The organism is Streptomyces sp. NPDC088810 (assembly GCF_044750305.1).
In the GTDB taxonomy this organism is placed as follows: domain Bacteria; phylum Actinomycetota; class Actinomycetes; order Streptomycetales; family Streptomycetaceae; genus Streptomyces.
This window is the reverse complement of the sequence record NZ_JBIVJQ010000015.1, coordinates 1-18,059: the sequence shown is the minus strand read 5'-3', so window position 1 is coordinate 18,059 and position 18,059 is coordinate 1. Positions and strand designations below refer to the sequence as shown.

At 70.3% G+C, this 18,059-nt stretch carries 10 protein-coding genes, 1 tRNA gene and 1 rRNA gene; 1 reads left to right on the top strand and 11 read right to left on the bottom strand.

The window, feature by feature from the left end; translation table 11 throughout:
• Positions 1 to 46: 46 nt before the first annotated feature.
• The 8 genes from ACIP4Y_RS34365 to ACIP4Y_RS34330 all read right to left on the bottom strand — a co-directional run bounded on the left by ACIP4Y_RS34365 (position 47) and on the right by ACIP4Y_RS34330 (position 13,822).
• Positions 47 to 421 (bottom strand): helix-turn-helix domain-containing protein, encoded by a 375-nt coding sequence (locus tag ACIP4Y_RS34365; protein WP_014675397.1) that lies wholly within the window; start codon positions 419 to 421, stop codon positions 47 to 49.
• Between the two features lie 109 nt (positions 422 to 530).
• Positions 531 to 1,076, bottom strand: coding sequence for a CinA family protein (locus ACIP4Y_RS34360; RefSeq protein WP_401399904.1), 546 nt, complete (start codon positions 1,074 to 1,076; stop codon positions 531 to 533).
• A complete protein-coding gene (gene pgsA / locus ACIP4Y_RS34355; RefSeq protein ID WP_401399902.1) occupies positions 1,073 to 1,843 on the bottom strand; it encodes a CDP-diacylglycerol--glycerol-3-phosphate 3-phosphatidyltransferase in 771 nt (256 codons plus the stop codon). Before pgsA ends, ACIP4Y_RS34360 begins: the two co-directional genes overlap by 4 nt.
• Complete coding sequence (gene rimO / locus ACIP4Y_RS34350) at positions 1,840 to 3,312, bottom strand: 30S ribosomal protein S12 methylthiotransferase RimO (RefSeq protein WP_401399899.1); 1,473 nt, start codon at positions 3,310 to 3,312, stop codon at positions 1,840 to 1,842. The genes pgsA and rimO overlap by 4 nt, the downstream gene beginning before the upstream one ends.
• Positions 3,313 to 3,403: 91 nt before the next feature.
• A complete protein-coding gene (locus ACIP4Y_RS34345) occupies positions 3,404 to 4,246 on the bottom strand; it encodes a helix-turn-helix domain-containing protein (protein ID WP_401399897.1) in 843 nt (280 codons plus the stop codon).
• Between the two features lie 282 nt (positions 4,247 to 4,528).
• Positions 4,529 to 7,273: a DNA translocase FtsK gene (locus ACIP4Y_RS34340; RefSeq protein WP_401399894.1), complete on the bottom strand. Its 2,745-nt coding sequence runs from the start codon at positions 7,271 to 7,273 to the stop codon at positions 4,529 to 4,531.
• A gap of 123 nt (positions 7,274 to 7,396) precedes the next feature.
• Complete coding sequence (locus ACIP4Y_RS34335) at positions 7,397 to 8,077, bottom strand: response regulator (RefSeq protein WP_358642598.1); 681 nt, start codon at positions 8,075 to 8,077, stop codon at positions 7,397 to 7,399.
• A 282-nt stretch (positions 8,078 to 8,359) separates the two neighbouring features.
• Complete coding sequence (locus ACIP4Y_RS34330; RefSeq protein ID WP_401399891.1) at positions 8,360 to 13,822, bottom strand: HAMP domain-containing protein; 5,463 nt, start codon at positions 13,820 to 13,822, stop codon at positions 8,360 to 8,362.
• A gap of 410 nt (positions 13,823 to 14,232) precedes the next feature.
• Between ACIP4Y_RS34330 and ACIP4Y_RS34325 the strand changes: the two genes are divergently transcribed.
• The gene (locus tag ACIP4Y_RS34325) at positions 14,233 to 16,992 is read left to right on the top strand and encodes a SpoIIE family protein phosphatase (RefSeq protein WP_401399889.1); all 2,760 of its coding nucleotides are present in this window, start codon (positions 14,233 to 14,235) and stop codon (positions 16,990 to 16,992) included.
• A gap of 47 nt (positions 16,993 to 17,039) precedes the next feature.
• Here the strand turns inward: ACIP4Y_RS34325 and ACIP4Y_RS34320 are convergent.
• From ACIP4Y_RS34320 to rrf, 3 genes are all read right to left on the bottom strand, one after another.
• Positions 17,040 to 17,112, bottom strand: a tRNA-Thr gene (locus ACIP4Y_RS34320).
• A gap of 84 nt (positions 17,113 to 17,196) precedes the next feature.
• Complete coding sequence (locus tag ACIP4Y_RS34315) at positions 17,197 to 17,859, bottom strand: DegT/DnrJ/EryC1/StrS family aminotransferase (protein WP_401400188.1); 663 nt, start codon at positions 17,857 to 17,859, stop codon at positions 17,197 to 17,199.
• 114 nt (positions 17,860 to 17,973) lie between these two features.
• Positions 17,974 to 18,059 (bottom strand): 5S ribosomal RNA (rrf, locus tag ACIP4Y_RS34310); the annotation flags it as partial.

The window sequence follows — 18,059 nt, the reverse complement described above, 5'->3', positions numbered from 1 at the left end:
GCCGGGGCTTCACATGTCTCGGATCGCTAGACCGCGCGCACGAAGCTCACGCGGCGACCACGTCCACCGCCTCCGCGGGCGCCTTGATGGTCACCCGTTCCGGTGGCACACCGGTCACCGACACCGAACCCAGCATCGGACGCACCGGCGTGGGCACGGGCTCGGTGGCCCGGGCGGACTGGGCCAGTTCGGCGAGCGCCAGCTCGTCGCTCACTTCCCGCATGAGTTCCGACATCCGTACGTCCAGCGCGTCGCAGATGGCGGCGAGCAGCTCGGAGGAAGCCTCCTTCTGCCCCCGCTCCACCTCGGAGAGATAGCCGAGTGAGACTCGGGCGGACGAGGAGACTTCGCGCAGAGTACGGCCCTGGCGTTGGCGCTGCCGACGCAGCACGTCACCCAGCAGGCGACGGAGCAGAATCATCGGTGGCTCCCTCCTCGGACCGCGTAGCCGCATCCTTCTCGCCCCACCGTACCGCCTTGCGCCGCGGCCGTGCGGGGAGCGATGTCGTGTTCACTCAGGGCTGCAAACATCAAAACCCCCCGTTCCGTTCCGTATCCTGTGCCCGCTCATTCCCAGTCTGTTCGCCCGCAAGCTGCTCCAGGAGCACTGCGAGTACGCTCCGTACACTCTCCATACGAATTTCCGCACGGCCGCCGTTCAACCGCAGAGCCTGGACTTTTCCGCCACCGGCAGAACCGGCTCGGTCGGTGAGGGGTCCGTCGACGGCCACGAAGACCGTCCCGACGGGCTGTCCGTCCTGCGGATCAGGGCCGGCGACCCCGGTGGTCGCGATGCCCCAGTCGGCCCGCAGCGCCTTGCGGACACCGGCCGCCATCTGGCCCGCGACCTGGGGATCCACCGCTCCGCGCTGGCCCAGCAGGGTGGCGTCGACGCCCAGCAGCTCGTGCTTCAGCTCGGTGGCGTAGGCGGTGATCGACCCCCGGAACACCCGGGAGGCCCCGGGTACCCCGGTGATCTCCGCCGCTACCAGGCCACCGGTCAGCGACTCGGCGACGGCAAGGGTCTCGCCCCTCACGGTCAGTAGTCGCACCAGTTCGGTGGCCGCGGAACTCACGCTTCCTTCTCCTCCAACGCCGCGGCGCGCTCGGCGATTCCCCGCCGGCGCAGCACAATGGCTTGTCTTACGTAGTCGAGGCCGGTCGCGACCGTGAGGACGACCGCCACGGCCATCACCCAGAACCTCAGGGTGGCCAGCCATCCCGTCAGTGCCAGGACGTACATCCCGACGGCCACGCCCTGGGTGAGCGTCTTCAGCTTGCCGCCCCGGCTGGCGGGGATCACGCCGTAGCGAATGACCAGAAAACGCAGCAGCGTGATGCCGAGTTCCCGGCCGAGGATCACGGCCGTCACCCACCACGGCAGATCGCCGAGGGCGGACAGACAGACGAGCGCCGCACCCATGATCGCCTTGTCGGCGATGGGGTCGGCGATCTTCCCGAAGTCGGTGACGAGGTTGTAGGTACGCGCCAGGTGACCGTCGAACAGGTCGGTGATCATGGCGATGGCGAAGGCGGCCCAGGCCACGGAGCGCCAGGCCGGGTCGTAGCCGCCGCCGGTCAGCATCAGCGCCACGAAGCCCGGCACCAGCAGCAGGCGCAGCATGGTCAGCAGATTGGCGACGTTCCAGACGCTCGCCTGGTTGACGGCCGCGGCCGCGATCTTCCCGCCGCGCGGGGGCCTGCCGCCGCCGTCGGGAGCCGTGGCCGGACCCGCAGCAGGACCGGAGACCTCGGACCGGGCGCCGTCGGCAGCGGCGGCGGCGCCCCGGGCGCCCTGCGCGCCGGGGGAGCCGCCCGCGGCGGATGCCGGGACTCCGGTCATCTGCCCGCCTCCTCACTACACGCGAGCGAGCCGGTCAGCGGCTCGGCCACCAGGTCGACACCTTCCGTGCCGACCACCTTTGCCTCGACCATACGTCCGACGCTCAGGCCCGCGCCGCTCGTGAGCAGGACCTGGCCGTCGGTCTCCGGGGCCTGGTGCGCGGCACGCCCGTAGACGCCCTCCTCCTCGTCCACGGACTCCACCAGGACCCGCAGGGTCTCGCCGACGCGCTCCTCGGCGCGCTGTGAGACGAGTTCCTCGGCGAGCCGGGAGATGTGGGCCAGGCGCTCGGCGACGACGTCCGCGTCCAGCTTGTTGTCGTAGGTCGCCGCTTCCGTGCCCTCCTCGTCGGAGTAGCCGAAGACGCCGATGGCGTCGAGCCGGGCGCCGTTCAGGAAGCGCTCCAGTTCGGCCAGGTCGGACTCGGTCTCGCCGGGGAAGCCGACGATGAAGTTGGAGCGCACGCCGGCCTCGGGGGCCTTGCTCCGGATGGTGTCGAGCAGTTCCAGGAAGCGGTCGGTGTCGCCGAAGCGGCGCATGGCGCGCAGCACGTCGGGCGCGGAGTGCTGGAAGGACAGGTCGAAGTACGGGGCGACCTTGGGGGTGGAGGTCAGCACGTCGATGAGGCCCGGGCGCATCTCGGCCGGCTGGAGGTAGCTCACCCGCATCCGCTCGATGCCGTCGACCTCGGCCAGCTCCGGCAGCAGGGACTCCAGCAGGCGGATGTCGCCGAGGTCCTTGCCGTAGGAGGTGTTGTTCTCGGAGACCAGCATGATCTCCTTGACGCCCTGCTCGGCGAGCCAGCGGGTCTCGTTCAGGACGTCGCTGGGGCGGCGGGAGATGAAGGAGCCGCGGAAGGACGGGATGGCGCAGAAGGAGCAGCGCCGGTCGCAGCCGGAGGCCAGCTTGACCGAGGCGACCGGAGAGCCGTCCAGGCGGCGGCGCAGTGGCGCGCGGGGGCCGGAGGCGGGCGCGACGCCCTCCGGGAGGTCGGCGGGGCCGTGCCCGGGCAGGGCCACCGCGGCGGCCGACTCCTGGCGCTCGGCCGGGCTGATCGGCAGCAGCTTGCGCCGGTCGCGCGGGGTGTGGGAGGCGTGGATGCCGCCGGACAGGATGGTCTGCAGGCGGTCGGAGATGTCCGTGTAGTCGTCGAAGCCGAGCACGCCGTCGGCCTCGGGCAGCGCCTCGGCCAGCTCCTTGCCGTACCGCTCGGCCATGCAGCCCACCGCCACGACGGCCTGGGTTCTCCCATGGTTCTTGAGGTCGTTGGCCTCCAGGAGGGCGTCGACGGAGTCCTTCTTCGCGGCCTCCACGAAGCCACAGGTGTTGACCACGGCGACGTCGGCGTCCGCGGCGTCCTCGACGAGCTGCCAGCCGTCCGCCTCCAAACGGCCTGCGAGCTCCTCGGAATCCACCTCGTTACGAGCGCAGCCGAGAGTGACGAGTGCGACGGTACGGCGTTCAGGCATGGGCTCAAGACTACTTTGTCTCACTGACAGCCCACGTCGACGGGGTTGGCCGATGGTGGCCGACTCCGTCACATTCGCCGCGCCCGGCCCGTCAGCCCGCCACCGGGTCGCCCTTGGTGTAGGTGAGCCGCTGCACCGCGCCGGGCCGGAAGGTGTCCTCGATCTTCTTGCCGTTGACGTACAGCTCGATCGCGCCGGCGTCGCCGAGGATCAGGTTGATCTTGGAGCTGTCCTGGAAGGTCTTGGACTGGCCCTTCTTCAGCAGTCCGTCGAAGAGCATCCGGCCGTTGTGGTCCTTGGCGGAGATCCAGCTGCGTCCGTTGGGGGCGCTGACCTGGACGGTCACCTTGTCCTGGGGTGCGGCGGCGATGGCGCTGTCGGAGGGCTCGCCGGTCGGCTCGGCGGGCTTGTGCTTCTTCGGCGCGGGCGAGGCGGACTTCACCGTGGTGGGCGTGGTGCCCCCGGCGACCTGCGACTTCGAGTCGCCGGAGCTGTCGCCGCCCTTGAACGCGGTGAACCCGACGAACCCGATCACGACGACGATCGCGGCGACCATCGCCGCGGTCCAGTTCGGGCCGCGCCGCTCGGGCCGGATCCGCTCCGCCTCGAACAGGGGTGCGGCGGGGGTGGGCGCGGGCCGGCCGCCGTGCTCGGCGTCGTACTGGGCGATCAGCGGCTCGGGGTCGAGGTGGACGGCCCTGGCCAGCGTGCGGATGTGCCCACGGGCGTACACGGCGCCGCCGCAGGGGGCGAAATCGTCCGCCTCGATGGCGCGCACGATGGCGATACGGACACGAGTGGCACTGCTGACGTCGTCCACGGTGAGCCCGGCCGCGATCCGCGCCTGGTGCAGTGCGCGGCCCACGGAGGGTCGGGCTTCCTGGGACTCGTCTCGGAACGGACGCTCGTCTTCAGGGGAGTTGCCGATGGACACGGGGGCGCCTTTCGAGCGTGTAGCCACCTGTGCTGGAAGCTCAGTCTAGGGGGGGTACGAAAGGGTGGGGCAACCGGGCGGTGGGACTTTGTACGCCATCGGAATGGCCCGACATCCCGAGGACGCGACAGGCAGGTACCCCAAGATGCGGGCCCTACCTGTCTTCTCGCTCAACTGGACGTACGACAAAGGGAAACGGTTGCTCGCCGACATCTAACAGGTGCATCACGGCGATCCCCGCCAGCCGGCGTAACCCGCGTCCGCCGAACGGCCCTTCGCTCCTCACCCCTCGGACTCCCCGCGAATCACGGCGAGCACACCGTCCAGCTCGTCGGGTTTCACGAGAACGTCACGTGCCTTGGAGCCCTCGCTCGGCCCCACGATGTTGCGGGACTCCATGAGGTCCATGAGCCGCCCGGCCTTGGCGAAGCCGACGCGCAGCTTGCGCTGCAGCATCGAGGTCGACCCGAACTGGGTGGAGACGACCAGCTCGGCCGCCTGGCACAGCAGGTCCAGGTCGTCGCCGATGTCCTCGTCGATCTCCTTCTTCTGCTTGGTGCCCACGGTGACGTCGTCCCGGAAGACGGGCGCCATCTGCTCCTTGCAGTGCCGGACGACGGCCGCGACCTCCTCCTCGGTCACGAAGGCGCCCTGCATACGGGTCGGCTTGTTCGCGCCCATGGGCAGGAACAGGCCGTCGCCCTTGCCGATCAGCTTCTCGGCGCCGGGCTGGTCGAGGATGACCCTGGAGTCGGCGAGCGAGGAGGTGGCGAAGGCCAGACGGGAGGGCACGTTGGCCTTGATCAGACCGGTGACCACGTCGACCGACGGACGCTGGGTGGCGAGGACCAGGTGGATGCCGGCCGCGCGCGCGAGCTGCGTGATGCGCACGATCGCGTCCTCGACGTCACGCGGGGCCACCATCATCAGGTCCGCCAGCTCGTCCACGATCACCAGCAGGTACGGGTACGGCTGCAGCTCCCGCTCGCTGCCCTCGGGCGGCTTGACCTTGCCCTCGCGCACCGCGCGGTTGAAGTCGTCGATGTGCCGGTACCCGTAGGCGGCCAGGTCGTCATACCTGAGGTCCATCTCGCGGACCACCCACTGCAGCGCCTCGGCGGCCCGCTTGGGGTTGGTGATGATCGGCGTGATCAGGTGCGGGATGCCCTCGTAGGCGGTCAGCTCGACCCGCTTGGGGTCGACCAGGATCATCCGGACGTCCTCCGGGGTCGCCCGCATCATGACCGAGGTGATCAGGCAGTTGATGCAGGACGACTTGCCGGAGCCGGTGGCGCCGGCGACCAGCATGTGCGGCATCTTCGCCAGCGAGTGCATGACGTACCCGCCCTCGACGTCCTTGCCGAAGGCGACCAGCATCGGGTCGTCGTCCTCGGCGGACTCCGCGAGGCGCAGCACGTCGCCGAGGTTGACCATCTCCCGGTCGGTGTTCGGGATCTCGATGCCCACCGCGGACTTGCCGGGGATGGGGCTGATGATCCGCACGTCCGGGCTGGCGACGGCGTAGGCGATGTTCTTGGTCAGCGCCGTGATCCGCTCGACCTTCACGGCGGGGCCGAGCTCGACCTCGTAGCGGGTGACCGTCGGGCCGCGGGTGAAGCCGGTGACGGCCGCGTCGACCTTGAACTCGGTGAAGACCTGGGTGAGCGAGGCGACGACCGCGTCGTTGGCGGCGCTGCGCGCCTTGCCGGGGCCGCCGCGGGTCAGCAGGTCCAGCGAGGGCAGCGCGTAGGTGATGTCGCCGGACAGCTGGAGCTGCTCCGCGCGCGCGGGCAGGTCGCGGGGCGCCTCCGGGGCCTTCTTGGTCAGGTCGGGGACGGTCGCGGTCTTGAGCTTCTCCTGCTGGGGACGGGCGGCCGGCACCGGCGCCGCTGCGGGCGCGGCCGTCGGCGTGGGCGTGGGCACCGGGGTGGTGTCCTCACGCTCGCCCGCGCTCACCCCCTGAGTGAGGTCGGCGACGAGCGGGGACGGCGGCATGCCGTGCTGCACGGCGCCGTCGAGCGCGGCGGCCGCAGCCGCCGCGACGTCCACGGCGTCCAGCTGCCGCTGCAGATCCGGCTGGGGCACCGCGGAGCGCCTGGGGCGCCCGCGGCGCTGCGTGATGGCCTCGTCCTCGGCGCGCTCCGGGTCGTACGCCTGAGGGGCGCCTGCACGCCTGCGCGGGCGGACGGGCGTCGCCTCGCGCCACTGCTCGTCGTAGCCCTCGTCGTCCACGGCGAACCGGTCCGCCTCGGGATCGTGCAGCACGCCGAGGTGGACACCGAGCGTCCGCAGCCGCTGCGGGATGGCGTTGACCGGGGTGGCGGTCACCACGAGCAGCCCGAAGACCGTCAGCAGCACCAGCAGGGGTACGGCGAGCACCTCGCTCATGGTGTACGTCAGCGGGGTGGCCGCCGCCCAGCCGATGAGGCCGCCGGCATCCCTTATGCCCTGCATGCCGGCGCTGCGCGCGGGCGAGCCGCAGGCGATGTGGACCTGGCCGAGCACGCCGACGACGAGCGCCGACAGGCCGATCACGATCCGTCCGTTGGCCTCCGGCTTCTCCGGGTGCCGCACGAACCGTACGGCGATCACCGCGAGCAGTATCGGCACCAGCAGGTCGAGCCGGCCGAAGGCGCCGGTGACCAGGATCTCGACCAGGTCGCCGACGGGTCCGCGCAGGTCCGCCCAGGTGCCTGCGGCGACGATCAGCGCGATGCCGAACAGCAGCAGCGCGATGCCGTCCTTGCGGTGGGCCGGGTCGAGGTTCTTCGCGCCCTGCCCTATGCCGCGGAAGACGGCGCCGACGGCGTGCGCGAGGCCGAGCCAGAGGGCGCGCACCAGCCGGTACACGCCCCCGGTGGGGCTGGGTGCCGGCTTCGCGGGCGCGACCTTCTTCACCGCGGCCTTCTTGGCGGGCGCCTTCTTGACCGGAACCCTCTTCGCGGCGGCCTTCCTCGCCGGAGCCTTCGCGGGAGCGGCCGCCTTCTTGGCGGGCTGCTTCTTGGCTGCGGAGGGACGTGAGGCCATGGTGTGAGGTTACCGGGGGAGACGACGGCGGACACGTGTGTCCACAGCTTCACCCGTTCGTGTCGTGCTTGCCGGGGCCCGGAACTGACGCACGCTCATCCGCAACTGCGGCCGAGGCGCGGGTCAGTTCTGCGAGGGAACCGAGGCGCCCGCGCCGCCCGAGCCCGGCTCCAGTGCGTCGAGGGCCCGGCGCAATCCGGTGAGCTTGCGCTCCAGATGGGCCGCCGTGGCCACCGCCGCCGCGTCCGCGGAGTCGTCGTCCAGCTGCTTGGACAGCGCCTCGGCCTGCTCCTCGACGGCCGCGAGCCGCGCGGACAGCTCGGCCAGCAGCCCGGCCGACTCCTTGCCGGCGGCCCCGCCCTTGCCACCGCCCTCCAACTGCAGCCGCAGCAGCGCCGCCTGCTCACGGAGCTGGCAGTTCTTCATGTACAGCTCGACGAAGACCGAGACCTTCGCGCGCAGCACCCACGGGTCGAACGGCTTGGAGATGTAGTCCACCGCGCCCGCCGCATAGCCCCGGAAGGTGTGGTGCGGGCCATGGTTGATCGCCGTGAGGAAGATGATGGGGATGTCCCGGGTCCGCTCGCGCCGCTTGATGTGCGCGGCGGTCTCGAACCCGTCCATGCCCGGCATCTGGACATCCAGCAGAATGACCGCGAAATCGTCCGTGAGCAGTGCTTTGAGCGCTTCCTCCCCGCTCGATGCCCGCACCAGCGTCTGATCGAGCGCAGAGAGGATGGCCTCCAGCGCCAGCAGATTCTCCGGCCGGTCATCGACCAGGAGGATCTTGGCCTTCTGCACCATGGCCCGCCCTCCTCGCCCCGGCGGTACACCGGGCGCCGCCCCAGGGGACGACTCCCTTTCGCCGCCCGTCCTTGTGCCGGTCATCGTAGCCGCACCCCGCCCGTCGCCACACCCTGTCACCGTGATGTCACTGTGCACGTACCGGAAACGCGGCCGGTCCCCGGATAGTTCCCGGAATCCGGGCTTCCGTGCATGCCCGGTCTTCATCATGCAGCAACTCCCGGCACCCGCCGAAGGTTCCCCCGGCATGTGCCCCGGGCCCGGCCCCACCGCCCGCCGCGCTCACTCCGCCCTCATCCACTGGCGCATCACCGACAGCAGGTGGTCGGGGTCGACCGGCTTGGTGACGTAGTCGGAGGCCCCCGACTCGATCGCCTTCTCCCGGTCGCCCTTCATCGCCTTCGCCGTGAGCGCGATGATCGGCAGCCCCGCGAACTGCGGCATCCTGCGGATCGCGGTGGTCGTCGCGTACCCGTCCATCTCGGGCATCATGATGTCCATCAGGACGACCGCCACGTCGTCGTGCTGCTCCAGCACCTCGATGCCCTCGCGGCCGTTCTCGGCGTACAGCACCGACAGGCCGTGCTGTTCCAGGACGCTGGTGAGCGCGAACACGTTGCGGATGTCGTCGTCGACGATGAGCACCTTCTCGCCGCCGAACCGCACCGCGCCGCCCTGCTGCGGCGCGCGCTCCTGCTCCGGGACGGCCGTCCACTGCTCGGGCCTCTGCACCTCCTGCGGCAGGCTCCGCCGCCGGCGCCGGAAGAGCGCGGCGGGACCGTTCTGCGTCTCCTGGTACGACTTCACCTCGGCCGGCGTCTCGATCTCCGCCGCGGACAGCTCCGAGGACAGGCGCGCCTCGGAGGCCGCGACCAGATCGCCGGCCTCCAGCGCGGGCACGGACTGCTGGTAGCCCTGCGGCGGCAGCTCGCTCGGGTGCAGCGGCAGGTACAGCGTGAACGTCGAGCCGCGGCCCGGTTCGCTCTGCGCGTGGATCTCGCCGCCGAGCAGCTGCGCGATCTCCCGCGAGATCGACAGGCCGAGGCCGGTGCCGCCGTACTTGCGGCTCGTGGTGCCGTCCGCCTGCTTGAACGCCTCGAAGATCACCCGCATCTTGCTGGCCGCGATGCCGATGCCGGTGTCCGTCACCGAGAACGCGATCAGCAGCCCGTCCGGATCCGTCAGCGAACCGGCCTCCAGCAGCTGCTCGCGGATGCCCGCCGGCACATCCGCGCCGGCCGGCCGGATCACCAGCTCCACCGACCCGGAGTCGGTGAACTTCACCGCGTTGGACAGCAGGTTGCGCAGCACCTGCAACAGCCGCTGCTCGTCGGTGTGCAGGGTGGCCGGCAGCTCCGGGGAGACCCGTACGGACAGGTCCAGGCCCTTCTCCGCGGTCAGCGGCCGGAAGGTGGCCTCGACGTAGTCCACGAGCTGGACGAGCGCGATGCGCGTCGGCGAGACGTCCATCTTGCCCGCCTCGACCTTCGACAGGTCCAGGATGTCGTTGATCAGCTGGAGCAGGTCGGAGCCGGCGCCGTGGATGGTCTCGGCGAACTCCACCTGCTTCGGCGAGAGGTTGCCCTCGGCGTTGTCCGCGAGCAGCTTCGCCAGGATGAGCAGCGAGTTGAGCGGGGTGCGCAGCTCGTGCGACATGTTGGCGAGGAACTCGCTCTTGTAGCGCATGGAGACCGCGAGCTGCTCGGCGCGCTCCTCCAGGACCTGCCGGGCCTCCTCGATCTCGGTGTTCTTCACCTCGATGTCCCGGTTCTGCCGGGCCAGCAGCTCCGCCTTCTCCTCCAGTTCCGCGTTGGAGGCCTGCAGCGCCTTCTGCCGGTTCTCCAGCTCGGCCGACCGCTCCCGGAGCTGCTCGGTCAGCTCCTGCGACTGCTTGAGCAGCTGTTCGGTCTTGGTGTTGACCGAGATGGTGTTGACGCTGGTCGCGATCATCTCGGCGATCTGGTTGAGGAAGTCCTTCTGGATGTGCGTGAACGGCGTGAAGGACGCCAGCTCGATCACGCCGAGCACCTTGCCCTCGAACAGCACCGGCAGCACGATCACCTGCGCGGGCGGCGCCTCGCCGAGCCCGGAGGAGATCTTCAGGTAGCCGCTGGGCGCCCGGTCCACCAGGATCGTGCGCTTCTCCTGGGCGGCCGTGCCGATCAGCGCCTCACCGGGCCGGAACGACGTCGGCATGGAGCCCATCGAGTAGCCGTACGAGCCCAGCATCCGCAGCTCGTAGTCGTCCTCGCCGTTGCCGACGCCCTTGCCTTCCATCAGCGGCATCGCCAGGAAGAACGCGCCGTGCTGCGCGGACACCACCGGCGTCAGCTCGCTCATGATCAGCGAGGCCACGTCCTCCAGGTCCCGGCGGCCCTGCATGAGGGCGGAGATACGGGCCAGGTTGCCCTTGAGCCAGTCCTGCTCCTTGTTGGCGATCGTGGTGTCGCGCAGGTTGGCGATCATCTTGTTGATGTAGTCCTGCAGTTCCTGGATCTCGCCGGACGCGTCCACGTCGATCTTCAGGTTCAGGTCGCCGCGGGTCACCGCGGTCGCCACGCGCGCGATGGCACGCACCTGCCGGGTCAGGTTCCCGGCCATCTCGTTCACGGACTCGGTCAGGTCGCGCCAGGTGCCGTCGACGTCCCGCACGCGGGCCTGACCGCCCAGCTGGCCTTCCGTACCCACCTCGCGGGCCACTCGCGTGACCTCTTCGGCGAAGCTCGACAGCTGATCGACCATCGTGTTGATCGTCGTCTTCAGCTCGAGGATCTCACCGCGGGCGTCAATGTCGATCTTCTTGGTCAAGTCACCCTTGGCGATGGCCGTGGTGACCATGGCGATGTTCCGCACCTGACCGGTCAGGTTGGACGCCATCTGGTTCACCGACTCGGTGAGGTCCTTCCAGGTTCCGGCCACACCGGGCACATGCGCCTGACCGCCCAGGATGCCGTCCGTGCCCACCTCGCGGGCCACCTTGGTGACCTGGTCGGCGAACGAACTCAGCGTCTTCACCATGGTGTTGATGGTGTCGGCGAGCTGCGCGACCTCGCCGCGCGCCTCGATCGTCACCTGCCGCGTGAGGTCACCGTTGGCGACCGCCGCGGCGACCTGGGAGATGTTGCGCACCTGCATGGTCAGGTTGTTGGCCATCAGGTTGACGTTGTTGCTGAGGTCCTTCCAGATGCCCGTCACGCCCGGTACGTGCGCCTGGCCGCCCAGGATGCCCTCGGTGCCCACCTCACGGGCCACCCGGGTCACCTGCTCGGCGAAGCTCGACAGCTGATCAACCATCGTGTTGACCGTCGTGACGAGCTCGAGGATCTCGCCCTTCGCGTCAACAGTGATCTTCTTCGACAGGTCGCCCTTGGCGACCGCCGTGGTCACCTCGGCGATGTTGCGCACCTGGATGGTCAGGTTGTTCGCCATGAAGTTCACGGACTGCGTGAGGTCCTTCCAGGTGCCGGAGACACCCTGCACCTCGGCCTGACCGCCGAGGATGCCCTCCGTACCCACCTCACGGGCCACCCTCGTGACCTCCTGGGCGAACGACGACAGCTGGTCCACCATCGTGTTCAGGGTGTTCTTCAGCTCCAGGATCTCCCCGCGCGCGTCCACGGTGATCTTCTGGGAGAGGTCACCGCGCGCCACCGCCGTGGCGACCTGCGCGATGTTGCGCACCTGGGCCGTCAGGTTGCCGGCCATGCCGTTCACGGAGTCCGTCAGGTCCCGCCAGACACCCGCGACACCGGGCACCTGCGCCTGCCCGCCGAGGCGGCCCTCCGTACCCACGTCCCGCGCGACCCGGGTCACCTGGTCGGCGAAGGCGGACAGCTGGTCGACCATGGTGTTGATCGTGTTCTTCAGCTCGAGAATCTCGCCGCGCGCGTCGACATCGATCTTCTGCGACAGGTCACCGCGCGCCACCGCCGTCGTCACCTGGGCGATCTGCCGCACCTGGGAGGTCAGGTTGCCGGCCATGAAGTTGACGGAGTCCGTCAACTCCTTCCACGTACCGGAGACGCCGTCCACCCGGGCCTGACCGCCCAGCCGGCCCTCCGTACCCACGTCCCGGGCCATCCGCGTGACCTGGTCGGCGAAGCTCGACAGCTGGTCCACCATCGTGTTCACGGTGTTCTTCAGCTGGAGCATCTCACCGGACACGTCCACGGTGACCTTCTGCGACAGGTCACCGTTGGCCACCGCCGTGGTCACCTGGGCGATGTTGCGCACCTGCCCGGTGAGGTTGCGGAATGCAGTGTTGACGGAGTCCGTCAAGTCCTTCCAGGTACCGGCCGCCCCCGGCACCTGCGCCTGGCCGCCCAGCTCACCCTCGACACCGATCTCCCGCGCGACCCGCGTCACCTCGGCACCGAACGCCGACAGCTGATCCACCATCCCGTTGACGGTGTTCTTCAGCTCCAGCATCTCGCCGGCCACGTCGACGGTGACCTTCTGCGACAGGTCACCGCTGGCCACCGCGGTCGTCACGGCCGCGATGTCCCGCACCTGTGTGGTCAGGTTCCGGAACACCGTGTTGACGGAGTCCGTCAGGTCCTTCCACGTACCCGCCGCGCCCGGCACGTTCGCCTGCCCGCCGAGCCTGCCCTCCGCACCGACCTCGTTCGCCACCCGCGTGACCTCGTCCGCGAAGATCCGCAGCGTCTCGGTCATCTGGTTGATGGTCTCGGCGAGCTGCGCAACCTCCCCGCGCGCGGGGACGGTCACCTTCTGCGACAGATCACCGTTGGCCACCGCCGTCGTGACCTGCGAGATCCCGCGCACCTGCGCGGTCAGGTTGCCCGCCATCGTGTTGACGGAGTCGGTCAGCTCCTTCCACACGCCGGCCACCTCGGGCACCTGCGCGCGGCCACCCAGGATGCCCTCGGTGCCCACCTCCCGGGCCACCCGCGTGACCTCGGAGGAGAAGGCCGACAGCTGGTCCACCATCGTGTTGACGGTGTTCTTCAGCTCCAGCATCTCGCCGGCGACATGGACGGTCACCTTGCGGGACAGATCTCCCTTGGCGACCGCCGTGGTCACCAGCGCGATGTCCCGCACCTGGGCGGTCAGCCGGTCCGCCATCGTGTTGACGGACTCGGTCAGGTCCTTCCACGAACCGGACATACCGCGCACCCGGGCCTGACCGCCGAGCTTGCCCTCGGTGCCGACCTCGCTGGCCACACGCGTGACCTCGTCCGTGAACGTCGACAACTGGTCGACCAGGTTGTTGACCGTGCGGCCGACCTTCAGGAACTCACCGCGCAGCGGATGGCCCGTACCGTCGTCCGCCGCCTGCGTCCGCAGCTCCATCCGGGGCGACAGATCGCCCTCGGCGACCGCCGTGAGCACCCGGCTGACCTCGGAGACCGGCCAGACCAGATCGTCCACCAGCGCGTTGGAGTGGTCGATGGCCGCCGCCCAGGAGCCCTCGCAGGCCCCCGTCTCCAGCCGTTCCGTGAGCTTTCCCTCACGCCCCACCATGCGCCGCACCCGCGCCAGCTCACCGGTCAGGTGCAGATTCCGGTCGGCCACCTCGTTGAAGACGGCCGCGATCTCCGACATCACACCGTCGCCGGACACCGTGAGCCGCTTGCGGAAGTTCCCGTCCCGCATCGACACGAGAGCCGCCAGCAGCCGGTTCAGGGCAGCCGTGTCCACCGCGGTGGTACCGCCGCTCCTGCCCAGGGACGGTCCGCCTTTCGCGCGCGTCTTCGTGCCTCGCGTCGCCGCGCCAGACTCCACTGTGTCCCTCCCGGAGGGGTAGACCGTTACTGCTGTGCTCGGCCGCTTCGGCCCCGGCGTGCCGGTCATCGGCATACCGGTTGCTTCCGCGTACCGGTTACTGCTGCGTTATCTGCCAGACGAGATCCGGCCACACCAGGGGCTGCTGCCCGCCGTACACGGAACACACGCAGCCCGACCCGACCTTCGTCAGAAGCCTGCCCAGTGTTTCACCCCGGCCGAACCAGGCCATAACAGTTCGGCAGCTTCGCACATCGTCCGCACACCCTGGGGGCGTAAACACCTGCGACCGGCATCCGCCCGGACGGCGAAGGTAAGTAACCTTGCATGCGGCTGTCCAGCCGCACCGGTCCGACCGGCCTGGGCGGTGGCACGAGTACGAGCGGGCATCGGAGGGGCGGCCGGACACCATGACCACCGGACTGATCCCCGGGGGACAGCCCCCGGAACCACAGCCGACGGGCGAGCTGATGCCGCAGCAGCGGCGCGAGCCGGCCGGCCCCGCAGCCCTGCACGTAGACGACCGGCCGAGGAGTTCTGTGATCACCGCGCGCGCGGCTGCCAGTTTCGAGCCCGTCGGACGATCGGTCGCGACGGCCCGGTCCTTCGTCCGCGACACCCTCCAGGGCTGGGGCTTCGCCGACATCGTCGACGACGCGGTCGTCCTCACCAGCGAACTGGTGACCAACGCCGTCGTCCACGCGGGCACCCACGCGGAGATGCTGTGCCTGCGCACCGAGGACGGCGTGCGCATCGAGGTCTCCGACCGCTACCCGGAGCGCGAGGTACCGCTCCAGAACTCCGCCGTCACCATGGGCAGCCCCGACCGCGAGGGCGGCCGCGGCCTCCAGCTCTGCGCGGCCCTGGCCACCCGCTGGGGCGTGGACTACACCCCCACCCACAAGAACGTCTGGTTCCAGCTCAACCTGCCCGAACGCCCGGTCGGCACCCGCACCGCCGGCCCCGCCCTGCCCGCCGACCTCCTCCCGCTGGCCGACGGCCGGGTCCGTGTCGCCGTCCTCCAGGTCGACCGGAAGGGCAGCATCAGCGCCTGGAACGAGGACGCGGAGGAGCTGTTCGGCTACCCGGCTGCGGACGTCGTCGGCAAACCCCTCACCGAGCTGGCCGCCTGGCCGCACACCCCGGGCACCGGCACCGGCATCGCCGAGGCCTTCCAGCTCTCCCGCTGGGAGGGCACCTACGGCATCCGCGGCGCCGACGGCCGCGTGGCCCAGGTGTACGCCTCCCACCTCAGGGTCCGCGACACCGGCGGCGAACCCTCCACCGTCTGCCTCCTGGTCCGCGACCACGAACGCGCCGTCCTGCAGTCCCCGCCCCGGGTCCCGGCCACCGACCAGAACCAGTCCGCCGACGGGCAGAGCACCGACCCCTTCGAGGTGTTCATCGGCTCTCCCGCCCCGGACGACCTCGACGGCCTGCTCCAGCGCACGGTGGAACGCGCCCGCGACATGCTCGACGGCGACTCCGCGTTCCTGCTGCTCGCCACCGACGACGAGACGGAACTGGAGGTCCGCGCCTCCACCGGCCTGCCCTCCGCCCGCCAGCGCTTCGCGCGCGTGCCCGTCGAGGCGGGCCCCGGCCGCTACGGCTCCGCCCGCATGCCCGCCGTCCACGACGACCTCGCCGCCGTCCCCGGGGCCGTCCCCCTGCTCTCCGGCACCGGCATGCGCTCGGTCGTCACCGTCCCGCTGAAGGTCGAGGGCCGCCTCACCGGCTCCCTCGGCGTCGCCGCCGAGGCGCCCGGCCGGTACACCAACGAGGAGGCGCTGCGGCTGCAGTTCGCCGCCGACCGCATCGCCCTGGCCGTCGAATCGGCCCGCCTCGGCGAACTGGAACGGCTGCGCCGCGGCTCCCTGAGCTTCCTGGTCGAGGCCTCCGACCTGCTGGCCGGCACCCTGGACCGGGACCAGACGCTGGCCCTGATGGCCCAGATGACGGTCCCCACGCTGGCCACCTGGTGCGCGGTGTACACCATCGCCGACCAGGCCTCCGAGCCGTACCTGTCGTACGTCCTGCACGAGGACGAGGAACTCATCGACGGCATCAAGTCGTTGTTGTCGAAGGTCCCCCCGCCGGATCCGGTACCGACGCCCGGCGCCCGTGTCTGGACCACCCCCGGCGAGGTCGCCCACCAGGCGGCCCTGCGCACCTCGATGCGCAGCCTGGGCCTGGCCGGCGGCCCCACGCACCGGGTCTCCTCCGGCATCGGCCCGACGCTCGCCACGGCCTCCGCGGTCGGCGGCGAGACGGTCGTGCTGCCGCTCGTCGCCCGCAACCGCGTCATCGGCATGCTGACCCTCGGCAAGCCCACCGACGAGCACTTCCGCCAGGAGATCCTGGAACTCGCCGAGGACCTGAGCCGCCGGGCCGCCCTCGCCCTGGACAACGCCCGGCTGTACTCGGAGCGCACGGCCATCAGCCAGTCCCTCCAGCGCAGCCTGCTCCCGCCGGGCCTGCCGCAGATCGACGGCGTCGAGGTCGAGGTCATCTACCGCGCGGCCGGCGAGGGCAACGAGGTCGGCGGCGACTTCTACGACCTCTTCCCCATCGGCAACGGTGCGTACGGCTTCGCCATCGGCGACGTCTGCGGTACGGGCCCCAACGCGGCGGCCGTCACCGGCCTGGCCCGGCACGCCCTGCGCCTGCTGGCCCGCGAGGGCCTGTCCGGCCCGGCGGTGCTGGAGCGCCTGAACTCCGCGATCCTCGACGAGGGCGACCGCAGCCGCTTCCTGACCCTGCTCTACGGCGAGCTGCGCCCCCAGGAGGACGGCAGCGCCGAGCTGAAGGTGGTCTGCGCCGGCCATCCGCTCCCGCTGCGCCTGCGCCAGGACGGCACGGTGACGGCCGCGGCCGAACCGCAGCCGCTGCTGGGCGTCATCGAGGACCTGGAGCTGTACGAGGAGACGGTCACCCTCGACCCGGGTGACGTCCTGCTCTGCGTCACGGACGGCGTCACCGAACGCCGGGAGGGCACGCGCATGCTGGGCGACGACGGCCTCGCCGACGTGCTCACGACGTGCACGGGCCTGACGGCGGGCGCCGTCGCGGCCCGCATCATGCGCGCGGTCGAGCGCTTCGCCTCGGACGCCCCCTCCGACGACATGGCGATTCTGGCGATGCGGGTTCCGGGAATCCACATGGAGGTGTGAGGAAGCACGAAAAAGGCCCCACCCGAAAGGGTGGGGCCTTTTGTCGGAGCCCCCAAACGGAATCGAACCGTTGACCTTCTCCTTACCATGGAGACGCTCTGCCGACTGAGCTATAGGGGCCTGTCGTTTTCGAGGTTTCCCTCGCGGCGACGAAGAAACTGTACCCCGAGCAGGCCTCAGTTCCCAAATTCGTTCGGTGCCCGGTCAGAAGGCGGGCTGAAGCAGGCCGCCCAGGGCGTTGCAGGCGGACACGACGCGGTGCATCTCCCGCTTGGTGAGCGCGGCGTCGACGGGCAGCGCGAGCGTCTCGTCGGCGGCCGCCTCGGTCTCCGGCAACGACACGTACCGGCGGAACTCCGGCAGCCGGTGCACGGGCGTCTTCACCGGCACCCGGCACTCGACTCCCCTGGCCCGCAGGGCCCGCGCGAAGGCGTCCCGATCCGGCCGGCCGTTCCCCGGAACCCGCACGACGTACTGCTGATAGGTGTGCCCGGACCCACCGTCCGGCGTCCGTACACCCTTCAACTTGGCGTCGAGATAGGCGGCCCGCTGCCTGCGCTGCGCTGTCTCGTCGTACGGCGCCTCGGCCTCGCCCTGCTCCAGCACCAGCAGTCCGTGCCGCCGCCCGAGCGCGTGCAACCGCCCGATGTCGGCCCGCCGTCCGAAGCGGTGTACGGCAACGACCGCGGCAGCACGGGAAGTTACGGCCGCCTCGACCGCGTCCGGGTCCAGGCAGTAGGTCACCGGGTCTATGTCGGCGAACACCGGGAGCGCGCCGGCCAGGGTCACGGCCTCGGCGACCTCGACGTTCCCGAAGGCTGGTACGACGACCTCGTCACCGGCTCCGACGCCGGCGGCCCTGAGCATTGCTGCAGTTCCCATGCCTGGGATGCTGGGCTCGCAACGTGAACGACACGTTACGCACAACGGAAAAAGGCCGGACCCCGAACCGAAGTTCAGGATCCGACCTTTTCAAAAATTGTTCGGCGGCGTCCTACTCTCCCACAGGGTCCCCCCTGCAGTACCATCGGCGCTGTGAGGCTTAGCTTCCGGGTTCGGAATGTAAC

Coding starts and splice junctions, on each gene's coding strand:
- ACIP4Y_RS34365 (WP_014675397.1), bottom strand. CDS start 421: ATGATTCTGCTCCGTCGCCTGCTGGGTGACGTGCTGCGTCGGCAGCGC.
- pgsA (WP_401399902.1), bottom strand. CDS start 1,843: ATGACCGGAGTCCCGGCATCCGCCGCGGGCGGCTCCCCCGGCGCGCAG.
- rimO (WP_401399899.1), bottom strand. CDS start 3,312: ATGCCTGAACGCCGTACCGTCGCACTCGTCACTCTCGGCTGCGCTCGT.
- ACIP4Y_RS34340 (WP_401399894.1), bottom strand. CDS start 7,273: ATGGCCTCACGTCCCTCCGCAGCCAAGAAGCAGCCCGCCAAGAAGGCG.
- ACIP4Y_RS34335 (WP_358642598.1), bottom strand. CDS start 8,077: ATGGTGCAGAAGGCCAAGATCCTCCTGGTCGATGACCGGCCGGAGAAT.
- ACIP4Y_RS34325 (WP_401399889.1), top strand. CDS start 14,233: ATGACCACCGGACTGATCCCCGGGGGACAGCCCCCGGAACCACAGCCG.
- ACIP4Y_RS34315 (WP_401400188.1), bottom strand. CDS start 17,859: ATGCTCAGGGCCGCCGGCGTCGGAGCCGGTGACGAGGTCGTCGTACCA.